The 25575-nt window shown below is 73.2% G+C and carries 21 protein-coding genes; 15 read left to right on the forward strand and 6 right to left on the reverse strand.

Features of this window, described 5'->3' with window-relative positions; all coding sequences use genetic code 11:
• Window positions 1–3 precede the first annotated feature (3 nt).
• The 5 genes from RKE29_RS05505 to hemL form a co-directional block, all read right to left on the reverse strand.
• On the reverse strand, window positions 4–765 hold the full coding sequence (locus RKE29_RS05505; protein ID WP_312003915.1) for a cytochrome c biogenesis CcdA family protein: 762 nt from the start codon (window positions 763–765) through the stop codon (window positions 4–6).
• 10 nt (window positions 766–775) lie between these two features.
• Entirely contained in the window at window positions 776–1363 is a 588-nt protein-coding gene (locus RKE29_RS05510; RefSeq protein ID WP_312003916.1) for a TlpA disulfide reductase family protein, read from the reverse strand.
• Window positions 1364–1592: 229 nt separating this feature from the next.
• Entirely contained in the window at window positions 1593–2822 is a 1230-nt protein-coding gene (locus RKE29_RS05515) for a hypothetical protein (protein WP_312003896.1), read from the reverse strand.
• 265 nt (window positions 2823–3087) lie between these two features.
• Window positions 3088–3816, reverse strand: a complete 729-nt coding sequence (locus tag RKE29_RS05520; RefSeq protein ID WP_312003897.1) for a histidine phosphatase family protein — start codon at window positions 3814–3816, stop codon at window positions 3088–3090.
• 8 nt (window positions 3817–3824) lie between these two features.
• On the reverse strand, window positions 3825–5135 hold the full coding sequence (gene hemL, locus RKE29_RS05525) for a glutamate-1-semialdehyde 2,1-aminomutase (RefSeq protein ID WP_312003898.1): 1311 nt from the start codon (window positions 5133–5135) through the stop codon (window positions 3825–3827).
• A 386-nt stretch (window positions 5136–5521) separates the two neighbouring features.
• Here hemL and RKE29_RS05530 point away from each other — a divergent pair, with 386 nt between their 5' ends.
• The 11 genes from RKE29_RS05530 to RKE29_RS05580 all read left to right on the forward strand — a co-directional run bounded on the left by RKE29_RS05530 (window position 5522) and on the right by RKE29_RS05580 (window position 20318).
• The gene (locus RKE29_RS05530; protein WP_312003899.1) at window positions 5522–6073 is read left to right on the forward strand and encodes a hypothetical protein; all 552 of its coding nucleotides are present in this window, start codon (window positions 5522–5524) and stop codon (window positions 6071–6073) included.
• Between the two features lie 176 nt (window positions 6074–6249).
• Window positions 6250–7179, forward strand: a complete 930-nt coding sequence (locus RKE29_RS05535) for an XRE family transcriptional regulator (RefSeq protein ID WP_312003900.1) — start codon at window positions 6250–6252, stop codon at window positions 7177–7179.
• Window positions 7176–7997, forward strand: coding sequence for a class I SAM-dependent methyltransferase (locus RKE29_RS05540; protein ID WP_312003901.1), 822 nt, complete (start codon window positions 7176–7178; stop codon window positions 7995–7997). Before RKE29_RS05535 ends, RKE29_RS05540 begins: the two co-directional genes overlap by 4 nt.
• A 766-nt stretch (window positions 7998–8763) precedes the next feature.
• Window positions 8764–10626: a hypothetical protein gene (locus RKE29_RS05545; RefSeq protein ID WP_312003902.1), complete on the forward strand. Its 1863-nt coding sequence runs from the start codon at window positions 8764–8766 to the stop codon at window positions 10624–10626.
• A 49-nt stretch (window positions 10627–10675) separates the two neighbouring features.
• Window positions 10676–11863 carry an ROK family protein gene (locus RKE29_RS05550; RefSeq protein ID WP_312003903.1) on the forward strand — a complete coding sequence of 396 codons (1188 nt, stop codon included), beginning with the start codon at window positions 10676–10678 and terminating at the stop codon, window positions 11861–11863.
• A gap of 93 nt (window positions 11864–11956) precedes the next feature.
• Window positions 11957–13693, forward strand: coding sequence for an alpha-glucosidase (locus RKE29_RS05555; protein ID WP_312003904.1), 1737 nt, complete (start codon window positions 11957–11959; stop codon window positions 13691–13693).
• A 57-nt stretch (window positions 13694–13750) separates the two neighbouring features.
• The gene (locus tag RKE29_RS05560; RefSeq protein ID WP_312003905.1) at window positions 13751–15070 is read left to right on the forward strand and encodes an extracellular solute-binding protein; all 1320 of its coding nucleotides are present in this window, start codon (window positions 13751–13753) and stop codon (window positions 15068–15070) included.
• Window positions 15071–15170: 100 nt separating this feature from the next.
• The gene (locus RKE29_RS05565) at window positions 15171–16064 is read left to right on the forward strand and encodes a sugar ABC transporter permease (RefSeq protein WP_312003906.1); all 894 of its coding nucleotides are present in this window, start codon (window positions 15171–15173) and stop codon (window positions 16062–16064) included.
• Window positions 16065–16294: 230 nt separating this feature from the next.
• Window positions 16295–17080 carry a carbohydrate ABC transporter permease gene (locus RKE29_RS05570; RefSeq protein WP_312003907.1) on the forward strand — a complete coding sequence of 262 codons (786 nt, stop codon included), beginning with the start codon at window positions 16295–16297 and terminating at the stop codon, window positions 17078–17080.
• A 222-nt stretch (window positions 17081–17302) separates the two neighbouring features.
• Window positions 17303–19903, forward strand: a complete 2601-nt coding sequence (locus RKE29_RS05575) for a serine/threonine-protein kinase (RefSeq protein ID WP_312003917.1) — start codon at window positions 17303–17305, stop codon at window positions 19901–19903.
• A 40-nt stretch (window positions 19904–19943) separates the two neighbouring features.
• On the forward strand, window positions 19944–20318 hold the full coding sequence (locus RKE29_RS05580) for a VOC family protein (protein ID WP_312003908.1): 375 nt from the start codon (window positions 19944–19946) through the stop codon (window positions 20316–20318).
• Window positions 20319–20567: 249 nt separating this feature from the next.
• Here the strand turns inward: RKE29_RS05580 and RKE29_RS05585 are convergent, their stop codons facing one another.
• Window positions 20568–20993, reverse strand: a complete 426-nt coding sequence (locus RKE29_RS05585; RefSeq protein ID WP_312003909.1) for a hypothetical protein — start codon at window positions 20991–20993, stop codon at window positions 20568–20570.
• Window positions 20994–21662: 669 nt separating this feature from the next.
• Here RKE29_RS05585 and RKE29_RS05590 point away from each other — a divergent pair.
• From RKE29_RS05590 to RKE29_RS05605, 4 genes are all read left to right on the forward strand, one after another.
• Complete coding sequence (locus tag RKE29_RS05590) at window positions 21663–22451, forward strand: SDR family NAD(P)-dependent oxidoreductase (RefSeq protein ID WP_312003910.1); 789 nt, start codon at window positions 21663–21665, stop codon at window positions 22449–22451.
• A 342-nt stretch (window positions 22452–22793) separates the two neighbouring features.
• Complete coding sequence (locus tag RKE29_RS05595) at window positions 22794–23759, forward strand: DUF3558 domain-containing protein (protein WP_312003911.1); 966 nt, start codon at window positions 22794–22796, stop codon at window positions 23757–23759.
• A 118-nt stretch (window positions 23760–23877) separates the two neighbouring features.
• Window positions 23878–24600, forward strand: coding sequence for a hypothetical protein (locus RKE29_RS05600; protein ID WP_312003912.1), 723 nt, complete (start codon window positions 23878–23880; stop codon window positions 24598–24600).
• 219 nt (window positions 24601–24819) lie between these two features.
• A partial coding sequence (locus RKE29_RS05605) for a DUF2637 domain-containing protein (RefSeq protein ID WP_312003913.1) occupies window positions 24820–25575 on the forward strand: 756 nt, incomplete at its 3' end.

Consider the following 25575-nt stretch of genomic DNA (forward strand, 5'->3'; position numbering starts at 1 on the left):
GGATCAGATCCCAACATTGAAGCGCTGAGCCCAGGACTGCGTGTCGCTCATCATGGTGTCCCAGACCCCGGTCAGCAGCAGAACGCCGAGGGCGATCAGCATGCCCCCACCGGTCCGCATCACCCACGCGTAGTGCCGCTTGACCCAGCCGAAGGCGCCGAGCGCGCGCCGGTAGGCGACGGCGACGGCGATGAACGGCAGGCCGAGCCCGGCGCAGTACGCGGCCGTGAGCAGCGCGCCGCGCCCGGCGCTGGCCTGGTTGAACGCCAGGGAGGTGACGGCGGCGAGGGTCGGGCCCAGGCACGGCGTCCAGCCGACGCCGAACAGCGCGCCGAGCACCGGCGCGCCCACCAGGCCCATCGTGGGCCGGACGTGGAAGCGGAACTCCCGCTGCCCGAAGCGCCCGAGCAGGCCCATGAAGGCCAGGCCCATGACGATCGTGACGCCGCCGAGGACCTTGGTCAGCGTGTCGCGGTGCTCCTGGAGGGTCAGGCCGAAGTTCCCGAACAGGGCCCCGCCCGAGACGAAGACGGCGCTGAAGCCGAGGACGAACAGCGACGCCCCGGCCACCATCCGGCCGCGCCGCGCCTCGGCCAGGTCGGCGCCGGTGACGCCGGTGACGTACGACATGTAGCCGGGCACGAGCGGCAGCACGCAGGGCGAGAAGAACGACACCAGGCCGCCGAGCACGGCGACGGGCAGCGCGAGCAGCAGGGCGCCGGTCATGACGGTCTGGTTGGGGCCGGTGGCGGCGGCGAGTGCGATCACGCTCGGGTCACTTCTCCGCGATCAGCGGCTTGAGCATCCCGCGCAGCCGGTCCTCGCTGAGCGCGGCCAGGGAGCGGGCGGCGATCCTTCCCCGGCGGTCGAGGACGAGAGTCGAGGGAATGCCCTGCGGGCTGAGGCTGCCCTTGGGGAAGCGCAGGATGAGCTTGCCGTTCGGGTCGTACAGGCTCGGGTACGGGACGCCGAACTCCTTCTCGAACCTGGTCGCGTTGGCCTTGCCGTAGTCGCGCGTGTTGATGCCCACGAACCGGGTGTCGGCGGCGGTGTCCTTGGCGACCGTGACGAGGTTCTCCGCCTCGGCGCGGCACGGCGCGCACCACGAGCCCCACACGTTGAGGACCACGACCTTGCCCTTGTAGTCGGCGAGGTTCAGCCGCTTGCCCTGAAGGGTCTCGCCCTCGATGCGCGGGGCGGCCTTGCGCTTGCCCGGGGCGACGGTGTCCACGCCGCCCTTGCCTCTCACGAAGCCCGTGCCGCCCCCGCCGCCGGAGACGCCGCCCCCGCAGGCGGTCAGGGCCAGGGCCGCGGCGGCCAGGACGGCGGTGGCCGCCGCGGCGCGGCGGCTGCCTCTGGGGATGCCACCGCAGGGCGTACCGCAAGGGGCGCTGCCTGCTGCGCTACCGGGTGCGCTACCGGGTGCGCCGCCGGGTACGCGGGCGCGTTCGCGCCGGCGGATCGCGGGGCGTCGTGAGGCGTGGTCGGCACTCATGTGAAAAGTTTCGCATGGGGCTCGGACAGTTCTTCAGCGCCCCCCTCGGGGGCGTCCGGCCGCCGCACGCCTTCTTCCCCGCGTTCCGCCGCGCCCGTCACGCGGCCGGGGCCCATTCCCGCCCCACCTCGAAAGTCCGCAGGTGGGCGAGGACGTCCGGGTCCTGCGCGTCGAGCCAGTCGGTGAGCTGGCGGAAGGAGACCAGGCGCACGTCCTTGTGCCGCTCGTCGGCGATGTGCTTCAGGGCCTCCTCGACGGCGTCCATGTAGATGCCGCCGTTCCAGCGCTCGAAGTGGTTGCCGATGAAGTAGGGCGCCCGGTTGGTCTCGTACGCCCGCTGGAAGCCGGCGATGTACGCCTGGGTGGCCTGGCGGCGCCAGCGCGGGTGGTGGGCGGGCGGGGCCTGGGTGGTGCGGATGGACTGGTTCGCCAGCATGTTGTAGTCCATGGACAACACCTCGAACGAGTGCCCGGGGAAAGGTATCTGCTGGAGCGGAAAGTCCCATATGCCCCGTTTCTTGCCGGGCCACACCTGGCGCCCGCCGGGCGAGCTCGCGTCGTACCGCCAGCCGAGGCCGCGCGCCGCGGGCAGCAGGCTGTCCTGGCCGAGCAGGCACGGGGTGCGGCCGCCGACCAGTTCCTCGCGGTAGTCGAAGGGCAGCGGGTCGAGGTCGGTGAAGCCGGTGTTCGTACGCCAGCTCGTGACGAACGACACGGCCTGCTCGATCTCCGACCGCCACTGGGCGGGCGTCCAGCGGCCGACCGAGCCGCGGCCGGAGCAGAAGTGACCGTTGAAGTGCGTGCCGATCTCGTGGCCCTCCAGCCAGGCCAGCCGCACGTTCTTCAGCGTCTCGCGGACGTGTGCGTCGGTGAGGTAGCCGATGTCGGAGGCGCCGACCGGGTTGTTCGGCGGCCGGTACGCCGACTTCTTCGACTCCGGCAGGCAGTACAGCCCGGACAGGAAGAACGTCATGGCCGCGCCGTGGTCGCGGGCCAGCTTGCGGAAGCGGGGGAACAGGCCGTTGCCGACCTCGCCCGCGCCGTCCCAGGAGAAGACCACGAACTGCGGCGGCTTCTGCCCCGGCGCCAGCCGCTCCGGGGGCGGCGGCTGGTGCGGCTGCGGGCCGGTGTCGGCGGTGGAGCCGTCCCCGATCGGCCGCGCCGCCTGCACCGTACGCTCCGGACGGCCGCCGTTCGGCTCCGGCGCCCCGCCCTTTCCCCCGCCGTGGCCGGGCCCCGAGCCGGACCCTGAGCAGCCGGCGGCGGTCAGCGCCGCCGCCGCGCCCGCGCCCAGGCCGAGAATCCCCCGCCGGCTGATGTCGCGCATACCGTTCCCACTCCGTACTCGCCGTGCTGACCCTGCCCGAGGCATATGCACCGTGGCGATATGGAAGATGGCGGAGTGGACGCGGAGGTTCCGGCGCACAGGGGGAATCGGCGGAGCGATGACGGAACGGCAGGGGATGGCGGAAAATCCGCGACAGAGGGTGGAAATCCCACTACGGAAGGGAAGGGAGCGGACCCGGGGGGCAAGCCCGGGGAGCGGGCCCGGGAGCAGGCAACGGGAAGCGGGCCCGGAGGCCCGCCCTCCCTCAGGCCCCGAAGCTCTTCCCCTGCCCCGCCTGCCCCTTCCCCCGCCGCGGCCGCCCGCCCGGCAGGAGGTGGGGCGGCACCAGGTCGCGGGCCGGCTCGCTGTAGCCGACGGACACGATCTCGTCGCCGCGGTAGGTGAAGCTGGTCAGGCTCGCCAGCGTGCACTGCCGCCTGCGCGGGTCGTGCCACAGCCGCCGCCCCTCGGCGTAGGAGCGCACCACCCAGATCGGCAGCTGGTGGCTGACGCACACCGCCTCGTGGCCGCGCGCGGCGTCACGCGCGGCGCCCAGGGCGGCCATCATCCGCACCACCTGGTCGAGGTACGGCTCGCCCCAGGACGGGCGGAAGGGGTTGGTGAGCAGCTTCCAGTTGGCGGGGCGGCGCAGCGCGCCGTCGCCGACGCCGAAGGTCTTGCCCTGGAAGGCGTTGTCCGCCTCGATCAGCCGCGGGTCGGCGGCCACGTCGAGCCCGTGCGCCTTGGCGGTGGGCTCGGCCGTCTCCTGGGCCCGCTCCAGCGGGGAGGCGACCACGTACGTGATGTCGCGGGCGGCGAGGTGGTCGGCGACCCGGTCGGCCATCCGGCGGCCCAGCTCGGACAGGTGGTAGCCGGGCAGCCGCCCGTACAGGACGCCCTCGGGGTTCTCGACCTCGCCGTGCCGCACGAGGTGCACGACGGTGATCTCCCCGTCGCCCCCGAAAGCGTTCTTCTGATCCCTCGCATCATTCATGCGCACCATCATTCAGACGCCTCCGCGGCGGCCCGCGCCGCCCCCGGCAGCGCCGCGGCCACCCGCTCCAGGGCGCGGTCGTCGTGCGCGGTGGAGACGAACCAGGACTCGAAGGCGGACGGCGGCAGGTAGACGCCCTCGGCGAGCATCGCGTGGAAGAAGGCGGTGAAGCGGTGCAGGTCCTGGGCCCGCGCCCGGTCGTAGTCGACGACCGGCCCGCCGTCGGTGAAGAAGACGGAGAACATGTTCCCGGCGGCCTGCACCCGGTGCGGCACGCCCTCCTTCGCCAGCGCCCGGCCCACCAGCGAGCGCAGCTCGGCGGAGACCGCGTCCAGACGCGCGTACGCGGCGTCGTCCAGCAGCCTCAGCTGCGCGAGCCCGGCGGCGGTGGCGACCGGGTTCCCCGACAGGGTGCCCGCCTGGTAGACGGGCCCGGCGGGCGCGAGGTGCGCCATCACGTCGGCGCGCCCGCCGAAGGCCGCGGCCGGGAAGCCGCCGCCCATGACCTTGCCGAAGGTCATCAGGTCGGGACGGACGCCCTCGACCCCGTACCACCCGGCTCGCGAGACCCGGAACCCGGTCATGACCTCGTCGGAGACGAACAGCGCCCCATCCGCCGCGCACAGCTCCTTCAGCCCGGCGTTGAAGCCAGGCAGCGGCGGCACGACGCCCATGTTGCCCGGCGACGCCTCGGTGATCACGCAGGCGATCTCGCCGGGGTGGGCGGCGAAGACGGCCCGTACGGCGTCGAGGTCGTTGTACGGCAGCACGACGGTGTCCCCGGTCTGGGCGCCGGTGACGCCGGGGGTGTCGGGCAGCGCGAAGGTCGCCACCCCGGACCCGGCCGCGGCCAGCAGCGCGTCCACGTGCCCGTGGTAGCAGCCGGCGAACTTCACCACCTTCTGCCGCCCGGTGAACCCGCGCGCGAGCCGGATCGCCGACATGGTCGCCTCGGTGCCGGACGACACCAGCCGCACCTGCTCCAGCGGCCCGACGCGGGCCGTCATCTCCTCGGCCAGCGCCACCTCCCCCTCCCCCGGCGTCCCGAACGACGTCCCGCGCGCGACCGCGGCCTGCACGGCGGCGGTCACCTCCGGGTGCGCGTGGCCGAGGATCATCGGCCCCCAGGAGCAGACGAGGTCCACGTACTCCCGGCCGTCGGCATCGGTGAGGTACGGACCGGAACCAGACGCCATGAACCGGGGCGTACCGCCCACGGCCCGGAAGGCGCGGACGGGCGAGTTCACCCCGCCCGGCGTGACGGCGGTCGCGCGGTCGAACAGGGACTGAGAGGCTGGCGCTTCATACGGATACGGCACGGTGGTCCTGACCTGGGATGATGGAGGCGTTGGACGGCGGCGGGCAGCGGGCTGACGGCTCCGGCCCGACGGCGGCGGGGGCGCGCGACGGAGGCCGCCACCGGGAACGTACCCTGGGCCCGGACGAAACGGGCCCGGGCCCGCCCCCTGCCCCGGGAGGCGGCTGGCGTTACATCGAACGAGTGACGCGGAAATCCTCCCTCACGGTCCACCTGCGGCCGCAGGTGTCTGCGAAACTGGTGGTACGTACGGACGAGTCACGCAAACCATGGTGGCAGAGGGGACACCACTCGCGCCGACGGGCGTTTCGCAGCCCTGGCACGGGGGAGGTCTCTGACACGATGATCGGGTTGCGCGGCGGGGGCCGCGAGTGGTCGGGTGGAGATATGCATCGCGGTGGCGAACTGGGTGAAGGGACCGACGACCGGGGTCCTGAGCGTGCCCGCCCCGGCCGCCATCGGCGCGACGACGCCTCCGGGGCGAGCAGGGGCAGGGGCGGCCGCATGGGGGTGACGTACAAGTACTTCGGCGCTCCCGACGGTGCCACCGCCGCCCGGGTCCCCATCTCCATGCGCCCCGAGGAGCTCGGCGGCGACGAACTCGGCCACGGCCTGTTCACCAAGATCAAGCCGGAGACGATGGCCGCCATGGTCCTCACCGGCTTCGAGGGCATACCCCTCCACCGCGTCCCGCCCCTGGAGCTCGTCGTCCTCCACCCCGACTACGCGGTGGTCAAGCTGCCGATGACGGTCGTCGACCCGCTCCGCGGCATCGGCGAGGAGGCGGTCGGCGCGGCGGCCTTCATCTGGTCCACGGTCCCCGACCGCGGCGGCCCGCGCGACGCGTTCGCGGTCTACCAGCTGCTGCACGAGTGGCAGGACTTCTCCCACCGGCTGCACGAGGCGGGGCACCAGCCGTACTGCCTGGTGTGGCCGTAAGCCGGACGCGGGGGCGGCAGGCCGGTGCCCTTGCGGGGTGACCGCGAGGCGGTCGGCCTTGGCGACGACGACGAAGCAGGTCTCAGCCGACTCAGGACGCCCACGTAATCGCGGTAGCCGTGGCGGCCGACTCCCAGGAGTGGGCTCTGTTTCTCCGTTTCGCCAGCGCGTCCAATGTGGACGACACCCTGCTGGAGCAACTCGACGCCGACATCGTCCGACTCGCGACGGACTACGTCTGCACTCCCGTGGTTGAGATCTTCCAGGACATCAGCCGGCTCCGGCGAGCGGTGTTCGAGCTGCTGGGCGGGCGCCAGTACCCGTACCAGACCGCTCACCTGTACCTGGCAGCGGGCCGCCTCTGCGGCCTGGCCACCCATGTGGCCCTCGACCTCGGCCAGTACGCCGCGGCTGCGACCCACTCCCGTATGGTCTGGAGGTGCGCCGAGTCCGCAGGCGACAACGGGCTCCGCGCCTGGGTCAGGTCCGTCCAGTCGCTGATCGCCTACTGGCAGGAGAACTACGCCCAGGCCGCAGACGTGGCCAAGGCTGGATTGCCGTACGCCGACAGTGGCACCATCGCGGCTCGCCTCCTGAGCCTCGAAGCCCGGGCCGCAGCGGCCCTCGGGGACACCCCACGAGCGCTTCGCTCACTCGAAGCCGCCAAGGACGCCAGAAGCGCCTGCACGGCAAACTCGGATCTGCCCGGGGTATTCACTTTTCCCGAAGCCAAGCAGTGGACCTACACCGGGACCGCACTGCTGACGGTAGGCGGCCGACCGCAAGTGAACCGCGCCATCGCCCTGTACGAGTCCGCGCCACGGCAGGACCGCTCGTTCGGCGACCTCCAGGCCGCCCGCCACGACCTCGCCACCGCGCACCTGGTCAACGGCGACATCGACGGCGTCCGGGAAACCCTGACCGCCGTACTCGATGTCGAACCGGGCCGACGCACCGCGAGCATCTCCAAACGCCTTCACGCGCTGAGCGCCCACCTCGCCGAACCGACCTACGCTCGCTCGCCCATGGTGCGGAGCCTTCGCGACAATGTCAGAGAAGCCTGCACCCGCCCCGTCCTCGCCAATCCTCCGGAGCCGACCACGTGACGAGCAACACCGACGAGCAGAACGCGTCCGTCGCCGACCGGAAGCTCCTCACACGCAGCGCCTACGCGGACGGCCGCCATCTGGCCGCCCGCCAGTCCCTCTACCAGTGGCAGCAGCCCCGGTACGACCTGCCGGGGATCATCGTCGAAGAGCTGACCGGCACGTCCGGGACCGTGCTGGACATCGGATGCGGCAACGGAAAGTTCCTCAGCCGACTGCACCAGGACCGCCCGGACCTGCGAACGGTGGGGATGGACATCTCGGCAGGCATCCTGGCCGACCTCGCCGACAAGGCCGTCCTGGTCGCCGACGCGCACGCGCTGCCCTTCGGGGACGACACGGCCGACGCGGTCCTGGCCCTGCACATGCTCTACCACGTCGCCGACATACCCGCCGCGATCGAGGAACTGGCACGCGTCCTGCGGCCCGGCGGCATGGTGATCGCATCGACCAACAGCGACACCGACAAGCGGGAACTGGACCAGATCTGGCAGCGCGCCGCAGGGGACGTCCTCGGCATTCCCGAGGCACCAGCCCGGGTCTCCCTCAGCTCACGCTTCTCCCTGGAAAAGGCCCCCGCTCTCCTCGGGGCCGCGTTCAGCGACATCCACATGCGCGAACTCCCCGGGATCGTCAAGGTCACCGACCCGGCACCGGTCGTCGCCCACCTCGCCTCCTACGAAGCCTGGGCCGAACAGTGCGGCGTCCCCTTCGAGGAAACCGTCTCCCGAGCCCACGACCTCGTAGCCGCCGACATCGCCACAAGCGGCTCCTTCACGATCACCTGCCTCGGCGGCATCCTGGTTTGCCGACCGTAGATCCCCGTGAGCGCCCGCGCCGAGGGCACATCCAGGGCACACGGGGTCCGAAAACGCCGGTGACCAGCGTCGACCACTGAAGGTCGTTTTCGCTGGTCACCGGCCAACCCCCAGCGAACCCCCAGGTCAGCGCCCCACCCTCGTCACTCGCTGCACGAGTGGCAGGACTTCTCACACCGGCTGCACGAGGCGGGGCACCAGCCGTACTGCCTGGTGTGGCCCTGAGCTGGGGATTCGCGGTCCGCGTCGACCCGGCCGGGAGCCGATGAGGCGCCCGCTGAAGGCCGGTCTCAGTCCGCCAGGGGGGCGATCCCGGTCGCCTACGGGCCGGGGCCTGGCCGACCGCGTGCGCGCCGCGGCCCCGCGGGGCGCCGACGCCGCCGTCGACGCCACGGCCCCGGCGGCGGCATCGGCGACCGGCGGGCGGTCCACGACGGGGCGTACGCCGATCGCCGCGGCCGCCGCCGCTGGCCTTCGCCCAGCCCGGGCAGCCAGGTAGCCATGGCCTGCACAGTGGCCGGATCAGGTCCCCAATTTTCTTCTTCTACTCAACTAAATGTGCCAGATCTGCGGCCACTTGACCCACAGCGGGGCGCGAACCCACTCGTCACGGGCCCTCCTGAGCGTCATGTGATCCACATCACGGTTGCGTAACGCGGTTTTTTCTTCCTTGACGCACGAAAACAGCCCGGGACACACTCCCGTCATCCGCAGGCAACCGGTCGAGCCGCTCCGACCCTGCGCGCACCACGGATGGAGCCACGCCATGGCACTTTCCAGAAGAGCCCTGATATCCAGCGCCGCGGCCGGTGCGGGCCTGGCGACCCTGGCCACCGCACCCCATGCCTTCGCCGCCGGGACGGCCGCGGCTCCCGCGGGTCCGGGCCGGGCCAGGACCCTGCCGGTGGCCAGCCGCAACAGCGTGTTCACCCGCTCCGGGGCCGGGCCGCTGTACTGGAACATCTACGGCTGGTCGTTCCCGAACAACGCGCCGATCCCCGAGGGCGAGTGGAAGGCCAACATCGACTGGCTGGCGCGCGACCTCGCTCCGCACGGCTACCGCATGGCCTGCACCGACGGCTGGATCGAAGGCTCGTCCAGGACCACCGAGCACGGCTACATCACCAGCTACAACGACTCCTGGACCCACGACTGGTCCTACTGGTCGCGGTACCTGAAGGACCGCGGCATGACCCTGGGCATCTACTACAACCCCCTGTGGGTCCACAAAGCCGCCGTCGCCGACACCGGCAAGACCGTCGTCGGCCGACCGGACGTCAAGATCGCCGACCTGGTCGCCGACGGCGACTTCTTCGCCTCGGAGATCGGCGGCGACTCCCTGTACTGGATCGACGTGACCCGCGACGGGGCCAAGGAGTACGTGCAGGGCTACGTGCGGTACTTCAAGGACCTCGGCGTGCCCTACCTGCGCGTCGACTTCCTGTCCTGGTACGAGGACGGCCGCGACGCCAACATCGGCGCCGTCAACCGCGCCCACGGCCGCGCCAACTACGAGACCGCGCTGCGCTGGATGAGCGAGGCCACCGGGGACGACATGGAGCTGTCCCTGGTCATGCCGCACCTCTTCCAGCACGCCGAGGCGGAGGTGCGCTACGGCGACATGGTGCGCATCAACGCCGACGCCGACCGCGGCGGCTGGGACCGGCTCAGCGGCGGCCGGCAGGACTGGCAGAACCTGTGGCCGAACTGGTTCAACCCGTTCGCCGGCTTCACCGGCTACGCCGACCGCTCCGGGCGCGGCCAGCTCATCCTCGACGGCGACTTCCTGCGGCTGCACACCTTCGCCAACGACGACGAGCGCCGCACCTGCATCTCGCTGATGACCATCGCCGGCTCCCCGCTGGCCATCGCCGACACCCACGCCGACATCGCCGACCACGGCTGGGCCTACACCAACCCCGAGGTCCTCGCCCTGCACCACCAGGGCCTGGTCGGCAAGCCGTACTTCCGCAACGGCACCTCCTACGCCGACGACCCCGGCAGCCGCGACACCGAGCGCTGGGCCGGTCAGCTGCCCGACGGCAGCTGGGTGGTCGCACTGTTCAACCGTTCCGACGGCACCGCCGTCCGCTCCCTGGACCTGTCCACGCTGGGCATCAAGGGCACCGCCACGGTGCGGGACGTGTGGCAGCACGCGGACCTGGGCCAGCTGAGCACCGTACGCGCCGAGCTGCCGGCCCACGGCTGCCTGCTGGCCACCGTCACCCCCGCCGACCGCTCCCGCTACCAGGCGGCGTTCGCGGCCTGGGGCGGCGGCGCCGGCTTCGGCAACGCGCTGTCCGGCTACGAGGCGATGGGATACGCCCGCGTCAGCGGGGAGAACCAGTCGGTCACCTTCACCGTCAAGGCGCCGAGCGCCGGTACGTACCGCCTCGACCTGCGCTACCGGGCCGAGCAGGCGGCCCGGCTCACCCTCGACGCCGAACAGCCGGACCACACCGTCGTCACCTCGCCCCGCCAGGTCGGCTTCCGTGCCACCGGCGACACGTGGGCCACCCTCAGCGGCCGGATCCGGCTGGCCGCGGGCGAGAACCTGGTCACGCTCATGCGCACCGGCGGCGACAGCGGTTCGATAGCGCTGAACCACATCGACGTCCACTCCGTCTGACGAGACCCGCTCTTCTGACGGTGCGTCACTCACGCCTGGAGGCACTGGGATGAGCCCCTCGCCGATCCCCTTCTCGGATCTCATCAGCGAGCAGACCCGCGCGGAGATCTTCGCCACCGTGCTCACGGCCGGTCCGCTCTCGCGCACCCAGCTCGCCCAGCGTCTGGGCCTGGTGCCCTCCAGCGTCACCCGCATGCTGCCCCCGCTCCTCGAACACGACTACCTGCGCGAGACGGACGCCGCTCCGCAGGGGCGGGGCCGGCCACAGAAGCTGCTGCACGTCAACCCGGACAAGCACGTCGTGGTCGGCATGAAGATCGGTCCCGCGCAGGTGTCCGGCGTGGTCACCGACATGGCGGCCAACGTACTGGCCAGGGACGAGCGGCCGATCGACGACCCCGGCCCCGAGACCGCCCTGTCCGCCGCCGCCGCCCTGGCCTCGGGGCTGCTGGACCAGGCCCCGCAGGCGGCGGCGGACAGGGTGCTGGGCGTCGGCGTCGGCGTCAGCGGCCACGTCGACTCCGCCGCCGGCGTCTGCCGCTACTCCGCCCTGCTGGGCTGGACGAAGGTCGACGTCGCCGGGCCGCTGTCCGAGGCGACCGGCCTGATGGTCACGGTCAACAACGACGTCAACACCCTGGTGGTCGCCGAGCGCTGGTTCGGCCAGGGCCGGGACGTGGACTCCTTCGCCGTCGTGACGGTCGGGCCCGGCATCGGCTGCGGGCTGCTGCTGGGCGGCAGCCTGTACGGGGGCGCCAGCGGCATGGCGGGCGAGCTGGGCCACCTGCCGCTGGATCCGTACGGGCCGATGTGCAGCTGCGGGCGGCGCGGCTGCCTGGAGGCGCTGGCCGGCGACCGGACCGTACTGCGTCACCTGCACGACGCCGGCATCACCGGCGTCACCACGATCACCGAGGCCATCGCCCTGGCCCGCGGCGAGCACTCCGCCACCCGTACGGTCGTGCGCGCCGCGTTCGCCGAGGCCGGCACCGCGCTCGGACGGGGCCTGGCCGGCCTGTGCAACCTGCTCAACCTTCAGAAGATCATCATCGCCGGGGAGGGGGCCGTGGCCCACGACCTGTTCGGCCCGGCCATGACCCGGTCGCTCGAAGCGCACGCGTTCTCCGACGCGGCGCGCGACTGCGAGATCCACATCGACCCCGTCACCCACGACCTGTGGGCGCGCGGCGCGGCCTGCCTGGTCATCCGCGAGGCCGTCGGCAGCGCCCTGTCCTGACCGTCTCCGGTGCTCCGCGACCACCCCGGTCTCCCCGCCCCGGTCCCCGTCCACCCCCATCCGCCGTCCGCCCTCCCGACACGAGGTCCCGCCGTGCCCCTGAACACTCCTGCCGACACCGCCGCCTGGTGGAAGAACGCGGTGGTCTACCAGATCTACCCGCGCTCCTTCGCCGACTCCAACGCGGACGGCGTCGGCGACCTCCAGGGGATCACCGAGCGGCTGGACTACCTCACCCAGCTCGGCGTCGACGTGCTGTGGCTGTCGCCGGTCTACCCCTCCCCGCACGACGACAACGGCTACGACGTCAGCGACTACCAGGACATCGACCCGCTGTTCGGGACGCTGGCCGACTTCGACCGGCTGCTGGCGGCGGTCCACGAGCGCGGCATGAAGCTGGTGATGGACCTGGTCGTCAACCACACCTCCGACGAACACCCCTGGTTCACCTCCTCCCGCGACGGCGGCCCGGCCGGCCCGCGGCGCGACTGGTACATCTGGCGCCCGCCGCGCGGGGGCCTGCCGCCGGGCGCGCCGGAGGCGGAGCCGAACAACTGGGGCTCGTTCTTCTCCGGCCCGGCCTGGACCTTCGACGAGGCCGGCGGCGAGTACTACCTGCACCTGTTCTCAGCCAAACAGCCCGACCTGAACTGGGAGAACCCCGAGGTGCGGCAGGCCGTGTACGGGGTGATGCGCTGGTGGCTGGAGCGGGGCGTGGACGGCTTCCGCATGGACGTCGTCAACCTGATCTCCAAGGACCCGGCCCTGCCCGACGGCACCGTGCCCGAGGGCGGCCGCTACGGCGACGGCAGCCCCTACTACACGTGCGGGCCGCGCATCCACGAATACCTCGCCGAAATGCACCGCGAGGTGTTCGCCCGGTACCCGCGCACCTGCCTGACCGTCGGGGAGATGCCCGGCGTCACCATCGACGAGGCGCGGCGGTTCACCGACCCGGCCCGGCGCGAGCTGGACATGGTCTTCCAGTTCGAGCACGTCGCCCTCGACCACGGAACCGACAAGTTCGACGCCCGGCCGCTGCGGCTGACCGACCTCAAGCGCAGCCTCGGCCGCTGGCAGACCGGCCTGGCCGAGACCGGCTGGAACAGCCTGTACTGGAGCAACCACGACCAGCCCCGCGTCGTGTCCCGCTTCGGCGACGACAGCGACCCGGTCTCCCGCGCCCGCTCGGCGACCATGCTGGCCACCGTGCTGCACCTGCACCGCGGCACCCCGTACGTCTACCAGGGCGAGGAACTGGCCATGGCCAACGCCCCGTTCGCCTCGGTCGACGACCTCCGCGACATCGAGTCGCTCAACTACCACCGCGAACAGCTCGCCCTCGGCGTGGCGGAGGACCGGATCCTGGCCGGGCTGCGGGCCCGCGGCCGCGACAACGCCCGTACGCCCATGCAGTGGGACACCACCGAACACGCCGGTTTCACCGCCGGCCGCCCCTGGATCGCGGTCAACCCCGACCACACCCGCGTCAACGCCAAGGCCCAGCTCGCCGACCCCGACTCCGTCTTCCACTACTACCGCCGCCTGATCGCCCTGCGCCACACCGTGCCCGCCGTCACCGACGGCGACTTCCGGATGCTGCTCCCGGACGACGAGCGGGTCTACGCCTTCACCCGCACCGACCCCGCCACCGGCACCGCGCTCCTGGTGCTGGGCAACTTCACCGGTCACGACGTCCCCGTCACCGTCCCCGACGGCTGGCAGGGCACCGCAACCCTCATCGCCAACGTGCCCGCGTCCGAGCCGCTGGCCACCCACCACACGCTGCGGCCGTGGGAGGCACGCGTCCACCGCCGCACCAGCCCCTGACCGCCTGCCCCTCAGGCGCCAGGACTCCCCGCAAGCGCTCCCCCGCAAGGAACCGCCATGACACACCGCTCCGCTCCCCAGTCCCGGCCCGCCCGCCGCCGCCTGCTGATGGCCGCGGCCTCCCTCGCCCTGATAGCCCCGCTGGCCACCGCCTGCGGCTCCGGCTCCGGCTCCGGGGACGGCAAGACGCTCCGGCTGTGGCACTACGAAGACCAGAACGGCGCCCTGGACAGAGCGTGGTCGGCCGCCGTCGACGAGTTCAAGCAGTCCCACCCCGGCGTGAAAGTGATCTTCGAGCGGAAGACGTTCGAGCAGATCCAGCAGAACGCCGGGATGATCCTGAACTCCGACCGGGCCCCCGACGTCCTGGAGTACAACAAGGGCAACGCCACCACCGGGCTGCTCGCCAAGCAGGGCCTGCTCACCGACCTGACCCCCGTCGTCACCGCGCACGGCTGGGACAAGAAGATCGGCGAAAGCGCCTCCGTCACCGCCCGCTACGACGCCAAGGGGGAGATGGGCGGCGACAAGTGGTACGGCGTGCCCAACTACGGCGAGTTCGTCCTCGCCTACTACAACGACGACCTGTTCGCGAAGTACAAGGTGGCCAAGCCCACCGACTTCGCGAGCTTCGAGGCGGCCCTGGCGAAGTTCAGGCAGGCCGGCGTCACCCCGCTCGCCAACGCGGGCAACGAATACCCCGCCGCCCACTGGCTGTACCTGCTGGCGCTGGCCAAGGCGGACAAGAGCTGGGTCGACGACTACCAGCTGTACAAGGGCAAGGTCGACTTCCACGGGCCGGAGTGGACGTGGGCGGCCGAGAAGTACAAGGAGTGGCTGTCCAAGGGCTACTTCGACAAGAAGGACGTCGGGCTCAAGGGCAACAACATGAGCGAGCAGTTCATCTCCCAGAAGCGCCCGATCATGGTCAGCGGCAACTGGTGGTTCGGCGGCCTGACCAGCGACATCAAGAACTTCACGTGGTCCGTCGCCCCGTACCCCGGCGCCCGGATGACGCTCGGCTCCGGCGGCAACCAGTGGGTCGTCCCCACCCGGGCGAAGAACAAGAAGCTGGCCGAGGACTTCATCGACATCACCATGTCGGAGAAGATCCAGAAGCTGATCGGTGAGAGCGGCAACGTCCCGCTGGCCGTCAGGCCCGACCAGATCACCAACGCCAGGTCCCGGCAGCTGATCGACGCCTTCGACCACTACCAGCAGTCGAACGGCCTCGCCTTCTACCCCGACTGGCCCGTCCCCGGCTACTACGACACCTTCGTCGCCGCCACCCAGAACCTCATGAACGGCTCCAGCGCCAAGTCCGTCCTGGGCCAGCTCGCCGGGCCCTACGACACGTACGTCTCCACCCGGCACTGACGGCTCAACCGCCAGGCCCGCGACAAGGCCCGGCACCCGAATCGCGGGCGGCGGCGCCCCTCCCCGACCGCGCCGCCGCCCCGCCCCCCAAGGAGCACCCGTGAAAACCCGCTCACGCCGCCCCCGTACCAGGGGCTACGCCGTCTTCCTCCTGCCGGGCCTGCTGCTGAGCCTGCTGTTCCTCGCCGTCCCGCTGGTGATGACCTTCGCCTACAGCTTCACCCAGTGGCAGGGCATCGGCTCTCCCGTCTTCACCGGCCTGGACAACTACACCCGTCTGTTCGACGACGCCGACTTCTGGGCGTCCTTCCGCAACATCGGCTTCGTCATCGCCGGCATGGCGGTGGCGCCGACCCTGCTCGGCCTGTTCCTGTCCGCCCTGCTCTTCGACTACGTCGGCAAGAAGCACGGCGACCGGGTGGTGACCGTGCTGCGCTCGGGCCTGTACCTGCCGCAGGTCATCCCGGTCGCCGTCACCGGCCTGATGTGGGGCTGGATTCTCGCCCCCGACGGCGCCGCCAACAGCATCCTGGACAAGATCGGCCTGAAGTCCCTGTCAGAGAACTGGCTCGGCGACCCCGACCTGGCCCTCTGGGTGGTCCTGGCGGTCCTGGTGTGGATGCAGCTGGGCTACCCGCTGGTCCTGTTCATCTCCGGCCTCCAGCGCATCGACCCGGAACTCTACGAGGCGGCCGACCTGGACGGCGCCGCCTGGTGGACGCGCTTCACCCGGATCACGGTCCCCCTCCTGCGCCCCGAGATCTACGTCGTCCTGGTCACCACCACCATCGCCGGGCTGAAGGTCTTCGCCCAGATCTACGTCCTCACCGGCGGCGGACCGGGCAACTCCACCCTGGTCCCCTCCTACTTCGCCTACCAGAACTTCTTCGAACGCGCCGACGTCGGCTACGGCTCGGCGATCTCCAGCACCATCACCCTCCTGGTGCTGGTCCTCGCCGCCACCTTCCTGACCCGGCAGACCCGCGAGGACTGATGACGATGAGCACCGACACGCCTTCCCAGCCCGCGGGCGTACGCGCCGCCTCGACCCGCTCCGCCTTCTCCGGCCCTTCCGGCCCGTCTGCCTCTTCCGGCCCGTCTGCCTCCTCCGCCCGCGCCGCCCGCGCCGTCCGGAAGGAGGCCGCCCGCCCGGGTCGCCTCCGCCGAGGCCGTGTCGCGCCGGCGTCCCGCCGTACCCCCGCGTCCTGGGCCGTACTGGTCGCCGTGAGCGTCGTCGTCCTGTCCTTCCTGTCCCCGTTCCTGATCATCCTGCTGAACTCGTTCAAGACGAGCGACGACTACCGCGCCCACGGATCGCTGTCCTGGCCCGCCCACTGGAACTGGGGCGTCATCGAAGACGTCTGGCAGCGCACCGACTTCACGCAGAAACTCCTGAACAGCGTCGAGACCAGCCTCGGCGTCGTCGTCATCGCCGTCGCCCTGGCCCTCTTCAACGCCTACGCCCTCGGCATCGGCCGGGTCCGCTGGCGCACCGCCTTCCTGGTGTTCTTCCTCGGCGTCAACGTCCTGCCGCAGGAGGGCCTGGTCTATCCCATCTACTACATGTTCAAAGAGCTGGGCCTGTACGACGGCAAGCTGGGCTACACCATCCTGGTCGGCATCACCTACAGCGCCTTCGGCACGTACCTGCTGTCCTCCGTCTACAGCAGCTTCCCCCGCCAGCTCATCGAGGCCGCCTCCCTCGACGGCGCGGGGCGCTGGACCATCCTCTGGCGCATCGTGCTGCCCATGAGCTGGCCCACCCTGTCGGTGATGTGCGTGTTCTTCTTCGTCTGGAGCTGGAACGAGTTCCTCTACCCCCTCGTCCTGCTCATCTCCAACGACAACCAGACCGTCCCCCTGGGCCTGGCCTCCATGCAGGGCCAGTACACCAGCGACCCCACCGCCATGGGCGCGGCCGCCCTCCTCGGCGTCGTCCCCATGGTCGTCTTCTTCCTCCTCTTCCAGCGCACCCTGACCCGCGGCGTCACCGCCGGCGCCGTCAAGTAGCCTCCGTGGGCTCGGCCGCCCGGACGCCGCGTGATCCCGGGCGGCCCGGCCCCGCGGTCGGTCACAGCACGCCAACGATCGGAACCGGTACGGCTATAAGAGTGTCGTAAGGACTGGTTTCGGACATCCTGGAGCGGTGACGGCGACGTCGGCCGACGGCGGTCGACCGCGAAATGGGGGGCATACAGAGTGAAGGCGTTGGCGGCCGGTGACCCACGGCAGGTGGGTCCGTACCGGATCACGGGCCGGCTGGGCGCGGGTGGCATGGGTCAGGTGTACCTGGGGCGCTCCCCGGGCGGGCGGGCCGTGGCCGTGAAGGTCATCCGGCCGGAGCTGGCCGACGATCCGGGGTTCCGCGCGCGGTTCGCCCGGGAGGCGGCGGCCGCGCAGGCCGTCAGCGGGGCGTTCACCGCCGCCGTGGTCAGCGCCGACCCGTACGGCGCGCCGCCCTGGCTCGCGACGCTGTACGTGCCCGGGCTCTCGCTGTCCGACGCGGTCGGCCGGCACGGGCCCCTGCCGGAGGCGTCGGTGCGGGTGCTGGGCGCCGGGCTGGCCGAGGCCCTTCAGGCCATCCACGCGGCCGGGCTCGTGCACCGCGACCTGAAGCCCTCGAACGTCCTGCTGGCCCAGGACGGTCCGCGCGTCATCGACTTCGGCATCGCGGTGGTGTCCGGCGCCGGGGCCATCACCAGCACCGGGCTCACCATCGGCACGCCCGGCTTCATGGCCCCCGAGCAGCTCACCGGCCAGCCGGTGGGAGCCGCCACGGACGTCTTCTGCCTGGGCGCCGTGCTGGTCTTCGCGGCCTGCGGCACCGGGCCGTTCGGGGAGGGCACCGCCGCCGTCCTCGGCTACCGCGCGGTCCACGAGGCGCCGGACCTCGCCGCGCTGCCCGAGGGGCTGCGGGCCGTCATCGCGCGGTGCCTGGCCAAGGAGCCGGCGGACCGGCCGGACGTGTCCGAGGTGCTGCGGGAGCTGGCCGAGCCGGCGCCGGGCGGGGCGGACGGGCCGCGGAGCCAGGTGCCCACACCGACCCTGCGCGGCACCGGCTGGCTGCCCGACTCCCTCGCCAACGCCGTCAACCACGCCGAGACCGTCACCGCGCCCGCCACCCCGCCCACGCCCGAGCCCGCCCCGTCGGGCGTCTTCGGCCCGCCGGGTTCGGGTGCGGGGGCCACGGGCGGGGGCTTCGGCACGGGTGCGGCCACGGGTACGGGTACGGGCTTTCGTACGGGGGCGCCGGCCGCCGACGCGCCACGTACGAACGGATCCGCCACCGGCGCGCCCGGCACCGGCGGTCCGGCCACCGGTGATGTCGCCGCCACGTCCCCCTGGCCGCGCCCGGACCGCACGTCCACGGGCTTCGGCGCGCCGCCCGCCATGGGTGGTACCGGTACCGGGGCGCCGCCCGGCGACCTCGGCTCGGTGCACGTCACGCCCGTACCGGCAGCGCCGCGCCCGGTCGGCCGGCGCCGCCTGCTGGCCGGGCTCGTCGGGGCCGCGGCCGCGTCGGCCGCCGGTCTCGGCGGCTGGTGGCTCCTGCGCGACACCGGCGGCGACGGCGACCACGACAGCGGCAGCAAGGACAACAGCGGCGGCGCATCCACGGGTCCGGCGCCGCGGCTGGCCTGGAAGACGGCCACGGGCGGCCAGGTGGTGGGGGCCCTGACGGCGGCGAACGGCGTGGTCTACGCCGGCAGCAGGGACACCAACCTGTACGCGCTGGACGGCCGGACCGGCGCCCCCCGCTGGCGGCTGACCACCGGCAACGGCGTCTACTCGGCCGCGGCCGTCGTCGGAAACGCCGTCTACGTCGGCAGCGCCGACTACGGCCTGCACGCCGTGGACGCGTCCACCGGCCGGGAGCTGTGGCGCTACGACACCGGCGGCGAGGTCAACTCCTCGCCGGTGGTGGCGGGCGGCACCGTCTACGTCGGCAGCGACGACGGCCACCTGTACGCGATCGACACCGGCACCGGCAAGCCGCGCTGGCGGTACCGTACGGGCGGCTGGATTCGCTCGTCCCCCGTGGTGGCGGGCGGCGCGGTGTACGTCGGCGCCAAGGACGGCTACCTGCACGCGGTCGAGGCGGCCACGGGCGAGCGGCGCTGGCGGCTGGCGACGGGGGCGGAGGTGAAGTCCTCGCCCGCCGTGTCGGGCCGCACCGTGTGCGCGGGCAGCTACGACGGCAGCCTGTACGCGGTGGACACCGGCACCGGCGCGCGGCTGTGGAAGTTCACCACGGGCGACGGGGTGGGCTCCTCCCCGGCGATCGACAAGGGCACGGTCTACGTGGGCAGCGACGACGGCCACCTGTACGCGGTGGACCTGGCGACCGGCGCGAAGCGCTGGCAGTTCGCCGCCGGCAGCATCGTCTACTCCTCGCCCGTGGTCGCGGGCGGAGTCGTCTACGTCGGCAGCAAGAGCGGCACCGTGTACGCGGTCGACGCGGCGACGGGCACGCAGCGGTGGCGCTACGACACCGGGGCCGACGTGAAGTCCTCGCCCGCCGCCGCGGACGGCCTGGTCTTCGTCGGCAACGACGCGGGGACGGTCCNGGCCTGGTCTTCGTCGGCAACGACGCGGGGACGGTCCACGCGCTGCGCGCCTGAGCCGCCTGCCCTGGGCGCCGCCGCCGGTGTGCCGTGCGGGAATCGGGGCGGCGCGGCTGGGCACGGCTCGCGTACGGCTGGGACCGGATCGCGTACGGCCGGAGCTGGACCGTACCCGGCTGGGGCCGGCCCGGCAGCCGGTGTCCGAGGCGATACGGCCGCGCGAGCCGCCCGGCGCGCCCGCGGCCGCCGCGCGAGCCGAACGGGTTAGGGTCGCGGGGCCGTTGGCGCACCCGACAAAGGAGACTGCCGTGGCGATCGGTCAACTGAGGTCCGTGGCTCTGGACTGTGCCGACCCTGGCCCTCTGGCCGCGTTCTGGGCCGAAGTGGTCGGCGGGAAGCTGGTGTTCCAGCAGGACGACTTCACGGTCGTCCAGGCCGGCGGCCTCTACCTCGTCGCCACGCGCGTGGCCGGCTACCGGCCGCCGTCCTGGCCCGAGGACGCCGTACCGAAGCAGATCCACCTGGACGTCGCCGTGGCCGACCTGGACGCCGCCGAAACGGCCGCCGTCGCGCTGGGCGCGCGGCGGGTGGCGCACCAGCCGGCGCCGGACCGCTGGCGGGTGCTGCTGGACCCTTCGGGTCACCCGTTCTGCCTGTCGACGCAGATTCCCGAGCCGCGGTGACGCGGCCCGGAGCGGCGGTCCGGTCCGCACACCGTCCCGGCCGGTGGTGAGGCCAGGACGGTCCACGGGCGGCTGACCGGTACGCGCGGGTCGCCGCGTCGCGGCCCGCGGGCGCCCGCCTCGCAGGGCTGAGCCCGTGGTCGACGCCGCCGAAACCCGGGCCGAGCACGAAGGCGGCGGCCGGTGCTCTGCGGGCCCGTGGCGTGGTGGTGGTCCGTCCGGGCGAGGAGGGCTGGGCCGCGGGCGCCGCTACGGCCCCGGCACGCCGAACCGCCGCCGGTAGTCCTCGGCCACCGCCCCGCCCGCCGCGTCCACCAGGCGGCCCACCACCGGGTGGACCATCAGGGACGTGACCGTCCCGGCGAGGGCGGGCCGGTTGCGGGTGAACCAGCGCCGCACGTACACCATCGTGGACAGGTCCTCGGGTGTGGGGTCGGCGACCGACTCCTCCAGCTCCCGCAACAGGTCCAGGGCCCGGCCGTCGCCCGGCGCGGCGCGCGCCACCAGCGCCCGTACCCGCGCGAACTCGGCGCGCAGCGCGGCCATCTCCGCCGCGGAGACCGGGCCGGGCCCGTCCGCCGCCTGCTCGGCGCGGACCACCGCGCCGGGCGCGCCGGGCAGGCGGCGGGCGGGCACCTGGCAGGGGTGGGGGTCGGGATGGTGGGCTGCCGTCATGTCGGGGCTCCTTCCGACGGCGTGACGGGACTGGTGGTGTCGCCGGCCGGGGCGGTGGTGCCGGTCACGGACAGGCGCGTCGCCCCCCGGCCCGGGTCGTCGCGCACGGTGACCCGCGCCGGGTACGTGCTGCCGTACTCCGCCGGCGGAGGCGGGCGGAAGGTCGCGGTGAACGTGCCCGGGCCCGAGGCGCGCGAGGCCGGGCCCGGGTGCGTCGTCGTGCGGCACGAGGCGCGCTGGACGCCCGTCGACGCCGCCCTCGACGTGCACGCCACCGCTCGCACCGGACATCGGGCTGTCCTCCCCCCGCGTCAACCCAAGGTCCGGGTTATGGCACCGGAATCACGGGCTCAATCCCGATTTTCGTTATTGTTTTTATTTTTCCTTTTCCGGGGTGGACCGGCCGCGACTCGCTCACGCTCTGTCAGGAGACGCCGAAGCCGGAACCGTTCACCGCCGCCCGCACCCGATGCGTACCGGACGCTGGCCACCGGGCGCCGGAAGACCCGCCGGACGGCCGCCCGGCGGCACCCGCGCGCCCGCGCGAACCGCCGTCCCGGCGCCCGGCGGCGGCGGGCCCCCAGCGGGTGGCGGCTCGGACCGCCGCGGCCGGCCCGTCATATGCTGCGTACGCCACCCGCAGGCACCAGGAGTTTCACCGGAGGCCCCATGACCGCCCGTACCGCAGTCGTCACCGGCGCGAGCAGCGGAATCGGGGCGGCCACCGCGCGACGGCTGGCCGCCGCGGGTTTCCGCGTCGTCCTCGCCGCGCGCCGCAAGGAGCGGGTGGAGGCGCTGGCCGCCGAGCTGACCGCGGCGGGCGGGCAGGCCGAGGCGTACGCGCTGGACGTCACCGACCGGGCCGCCGTCGACGCCTTCGCGGCGCACCTGACCGCCTCCGGCGCGAACCCGGACCCCGTTCACGTATTGGTCAACAACGCGGGCGGGGCCGTCGGCGCCGAGTACGCCGCGGCCGCCGACCCCGCCGACTGGCGCGCGATGTACGAGGTGAACGTGCTCGGCGTGCTGCACGTCACGCAGGCCCTGCTGCCCGCTCTCACCGCGAGCGGCGACGGCACGGTGGTCGTGCTGTCGTCCACCGCGGGCCATGTCGCGTACGAGGGCGGCGGCGGGTACGTGGCCGCCAAGCACGGCGCGCACGCCCTCGCCGCCACCCTCCGCCTGGAGCTGTGCGGGGAGCCGGTGCGGGTGGTGGAGGTCGCGCCGGGGATGGTGCGGACCGACGAGTTCGCGGTGAACCGTTACCGCGGCGACGCCGCCCAGGCCGCCGCCGTGTACGAGGGCGTGGCCGAACCGCTCACCGCGGACGACGTCGCCGACACCGTCGCCTGGGCCGTCACCCGGCCGTCCCACGTGAACGTCGACCTGCTGGTCGTCCGCCCGCGCGCGCAGGCCGCCCAGCACAAGGTGCACCGCGAGCCGCGCCCGGAGAGCTGACCGCCGGCGCGACGGGAGCCACAGGCCATGACGAACGAACGAGGCGGCGGCCGGGCGGCGCGCGGTACGGCGCGCGGCACGCGGGCGCGCGCCGGGGAACCGCGGGACGCGGCCATACGTGCAGCAAGTAGGGCCCGCTCCACCGAACCTCCCGCGCGGGACCCCGGCCGGACTGACGCGCGGAGCGCCGGGCGGGGTGGCGCGCGGAGCGCCGGGCAGGACGCCGGCCGGGGCCGGGGCGCGCCGCCGCTGAAGGCCGCCGGGCCGCCCGGCCCGCCCGACCGGCACCGCCCGCCCGGACCGTTCAGCCCGCCCGACCCGTTGGAAAGGACGCGGACCACAGTGCAGCCAGCCCCGCGCGGTACGTACTCCCCGGGCCGCCTGAGCGCCAGGCGTGCCGCCGCCCTGCTCGGCGCCGTGGCCGCCGCCGGGCTGGCCGCCGCCGGGCTCACCGGGTGCACCACCTCCGCCTCGGGCTCCGGCCTGCACGGCGGCGTGGACCCCACCACGGGCGGGCCGGCCGCCGCGCCGCCCGGCAAGTACCGGACCCTGCCCGACGCGTGCGCCGCCGTCCGCCGCGGCGCGCTGCGCGACCTGCTGCCCGGCGTGCCGGAGGACGAGGAGGACCAGGTCTACGCGGGCCGGCCCGCCCCGACGTACGACAGCGACCGGCGCGTCGGCTGCCGCTGGCAGTACCAGACCCCGGACGGCACGCGCGTCCTCACCCTCGATTTCGAGCGCGTGGTCTCCTACGACCCGGCGGTCAGCGACGAGCAGCGCGCGGAGGAGACGTACGAGAAGAAGGCCGCGGCCGCGCACGTCCCGGACTCCCCGAGCACCGGCCCGGCCCCGTCCTCCTCGTCCTCGTCCTCGTCCTCGGACGCGGACGCGGACTCCCCGGCCTCCGGTTCGCCGACGGGTACGTCCGGTACGGCGGGCGCCACCGGCGGACCCTCGCCGAGCGCGAGCGGCGCCACGGGCGGCTCGGGCGCCACGGGCGGCTCGGACGGCGGCGGGCAGGACCAGGACGGCGGGGACGGAGACGACGGCGGGGACGACGGCGCGGACACCACCGCGCCGCGCCGCGTGGGCGACCTGGGCGACGAGGCGTACCTCGACGACCGGCCCACCCTCCGCCGCTCCGGCGCCGGCCGTGACGTCACCCTCGTCTTCCGCTCCTCCAACGTGCTCGTCACCGTCACCTACGGCCACTGGTCCAGCGACCGAGGCCACGTCCCCGACAGCGCGTCCATGCAGGGCGAGGCGGGCGACCTGGCCCGCAAGCTGGCCGACCGCTTCCGCGACTAGCACCTGGCACCTAGCACCTAGCACCGCCCGCGCGTGCACCGCATCACACACACGCACGCGCCGTACCCGTACGCGCCGCCGCCCGGACCGGGCCGCCGACCCGACAAGCGAAGGACCCATGCACCGCACACCCTCGCGACTGCCCCGCACGTCCCGTACGCTCCGCGCCCTCCGCGCGCTCGCCGTCCTCGGCCTGCCCGCGCTGCTCGCGGTCGGCTGCTCGTCCGGCTCGGGCGGGGACGACAAGGGCCCGGACGAGACCTCGCCGACCCCGGGCCGCACCAGCGCCTCGCCGACCCTCGCGCCCGGGAAGTACGCCAAGCTGCCCGCGCCCTGCTCGGCGCTGCCGCCCAGGACCGTCGACCGCCTGGTGCCCAGAGACGGCAGCAAGCACGGCAAGTCGCTGCCGACGACGGACTCCGGCGAGTCGGGCAGCTGCCTGTGGAGCCGCCTGGACGGATACCAGTACCGGTCGCTGACCGTCTCGCTGCGGCTGCTGCCCTCCGACCCGGCGCTCGGCGCGGGCGAGACGCGCGCGCGGGACTACGCCGCCGAGCAGGCCCAGCGGGCCGCCACCGCCGAGGGCCTGCGAAAGGCCGTCACCGGCCAGGCCCAGGGCATCGGCGACGCGGCGAGCACGGTGCGCGGCGAGAGCAAGAAGGACGGCGAGGACTTCCGCAACCAGACCGTCATAGCCCGGGCCGCCAACGTGGTGGTGACCGTCGAACTCGACGGCGCGGGCTACGAGGACGCCAAGACCCCGGACGGGGCACGGCTGCTGAAGGACGCGCAGGCGGCGGCCGAGGAGGCGCTCGCGGCGGTGGAGCGGGCCAACTCCTGAGACCGGCGGCGCCTGAGCCCCGGTCAGACCCCGTGCGTACGGGGGACGCGGGCGTACGGGCGGCGGGCGTACGGACGGGCGGCGGACGCCCGTACCCGCGGTGAACGCACCGCCCGCCGCACGCGCCCCCGGCCCGTCATCCCGCCCCTTCGTGTCAACGGGGCTTGACGCGTATGCCAGGCTGGGCCCGCCGGTTGCCGAAGGCGGGAGGGAACGCGGGTGGCCGCGATGCAGTTGACACGCACACATCGAATACTGGTCGGGGTGGTCGTCACCGGTGCGCTGGTGATCGCCGCCATCGGCTTCGCGGGCTCGTACACCGCCGTGCGCGACCTCGCCCACGACCGGGGTTTCGGCCGCTTCTCCGCCGTATTTCCCATCGGCATCGACGCCGGGATCGTCGTCCTGCTCGCCCTGGACCTGCTGCTGACGTGGCTGCGCATCCCCTTCCCGCTGCTGCGGCAGACCGCGTGGCTGCTGACCGCCGCCACCATCGCCTTCAACGGCGCCGCCGCCTGGCCCGACAAGCTCGGCGTCGGCATGCACGCCGTCATCCCGGTGCTGTTCATCGTCTCCGTCGAGGCGGCCCGGCACGCGATCGGGCGGATCGCCGACATCACCGCCGACCGGCACATGGAGTCGGTGCGCATCGCCCGCTGGCTGCTCGCGCCGGTGCCGACCTTCCGGCTGTGGCGCCGGATGAAGCTGTGGGAGCTGCGCAGTTACGACGAGGTCATCCGCTTCGAGCAGGACCGCCTGGTCTACCGGGCCCGGCTGCGCGCCCGCTACGGCCGCGCCTGGCGCCGCAAGGCACCCGTCGAGTCGCTGATGCCGCTGCGGCTCGCGCGGTACGGGGTGCCGCTGGCCGAGACCGCTGCGGCGGGCCTGGCGGCGGCGGGCCTGCCCGTACAGGCGGCGGCCGCCCTGTCCCCGCAGGCGCTGCTCGCGGCCGGGGCGGACGCGGCCGGGGCGGGC

It is taken from the genome of Streptomyces sp. B1866, assembly GCF_031932565.1.
Taxonomy (GTDB): Bacteria; Actinomycetota; Actinomycetes; order Streptomycetales; family Streptomycetaceae; genus Streptomyces.

Bases quoted from the DNA above. Each gene is read 5' to 3' on its own strand.
- RKE29_RS05515 (WP_312003896.1), bottom strand. From the start codon at position 2,822: ATGCGCGACATCAGCCGGCGGGGGATTCTCGGCCTGGGCGCGGGCGCG.
- RKE29_RS05520 (WP_312003897.1), bottom strand. From the start codon at position 3,816: ATGAATGATGCGAGGGATCAGAAGAACGCTTTCGGGGGCGACGGGGAG.
- RKE29_RS05530 (WP_312003899.1), top strand. From the start codon at position 5,522: ATGCATCGCGGTGGCGAACTGGGTGAAGGGACCGACGACCGGGGTCCT.
- RKE29_RS05545 (WP_312003902.1), top strand. From the start codon at position 8,764: ATGGCACTTTCCAGAAGAGCCCTGATATCCAGCGCCGCGGCCGGTGCG.
- RKE29_RS05550 (WP_312003903.1), top strand. From the start codon at position 10,676: ATGAGCCCCTCGCCGATCCCCTTCTCGGATCTCATCAGCGAGCAGACC.
- RKE29_RS05560 (WP_312003905.1), top strand. From the start codon at position 13,751: ATGACACACCGCTCCGCTCCCCAGTCCCGGCCCGCCCGCCGCCGCCTG.
- RKE29_RS05585 (WP_312003909.1), bottom strand. From the start codon at position 20,993: ATGACGGCAGCCCACCATCCCGACCCCCACCCCTGCCAGGTGCCCGCC.
- RKE29_RS05590 (WP_312003910.1), top strand. From the start codon at position 21,663: ATGACCGCCCGTACCGCAGTCGTCACCGGCGCGAGCAGCGGAATCGGG.
- RKE29_RS05600 (WP_312003912.1), top strand. From the start codon at position 23,878: ATGCACCGCACACCCTCGCGACTGCCCCGCACGTCCCGTACGCTCCGC.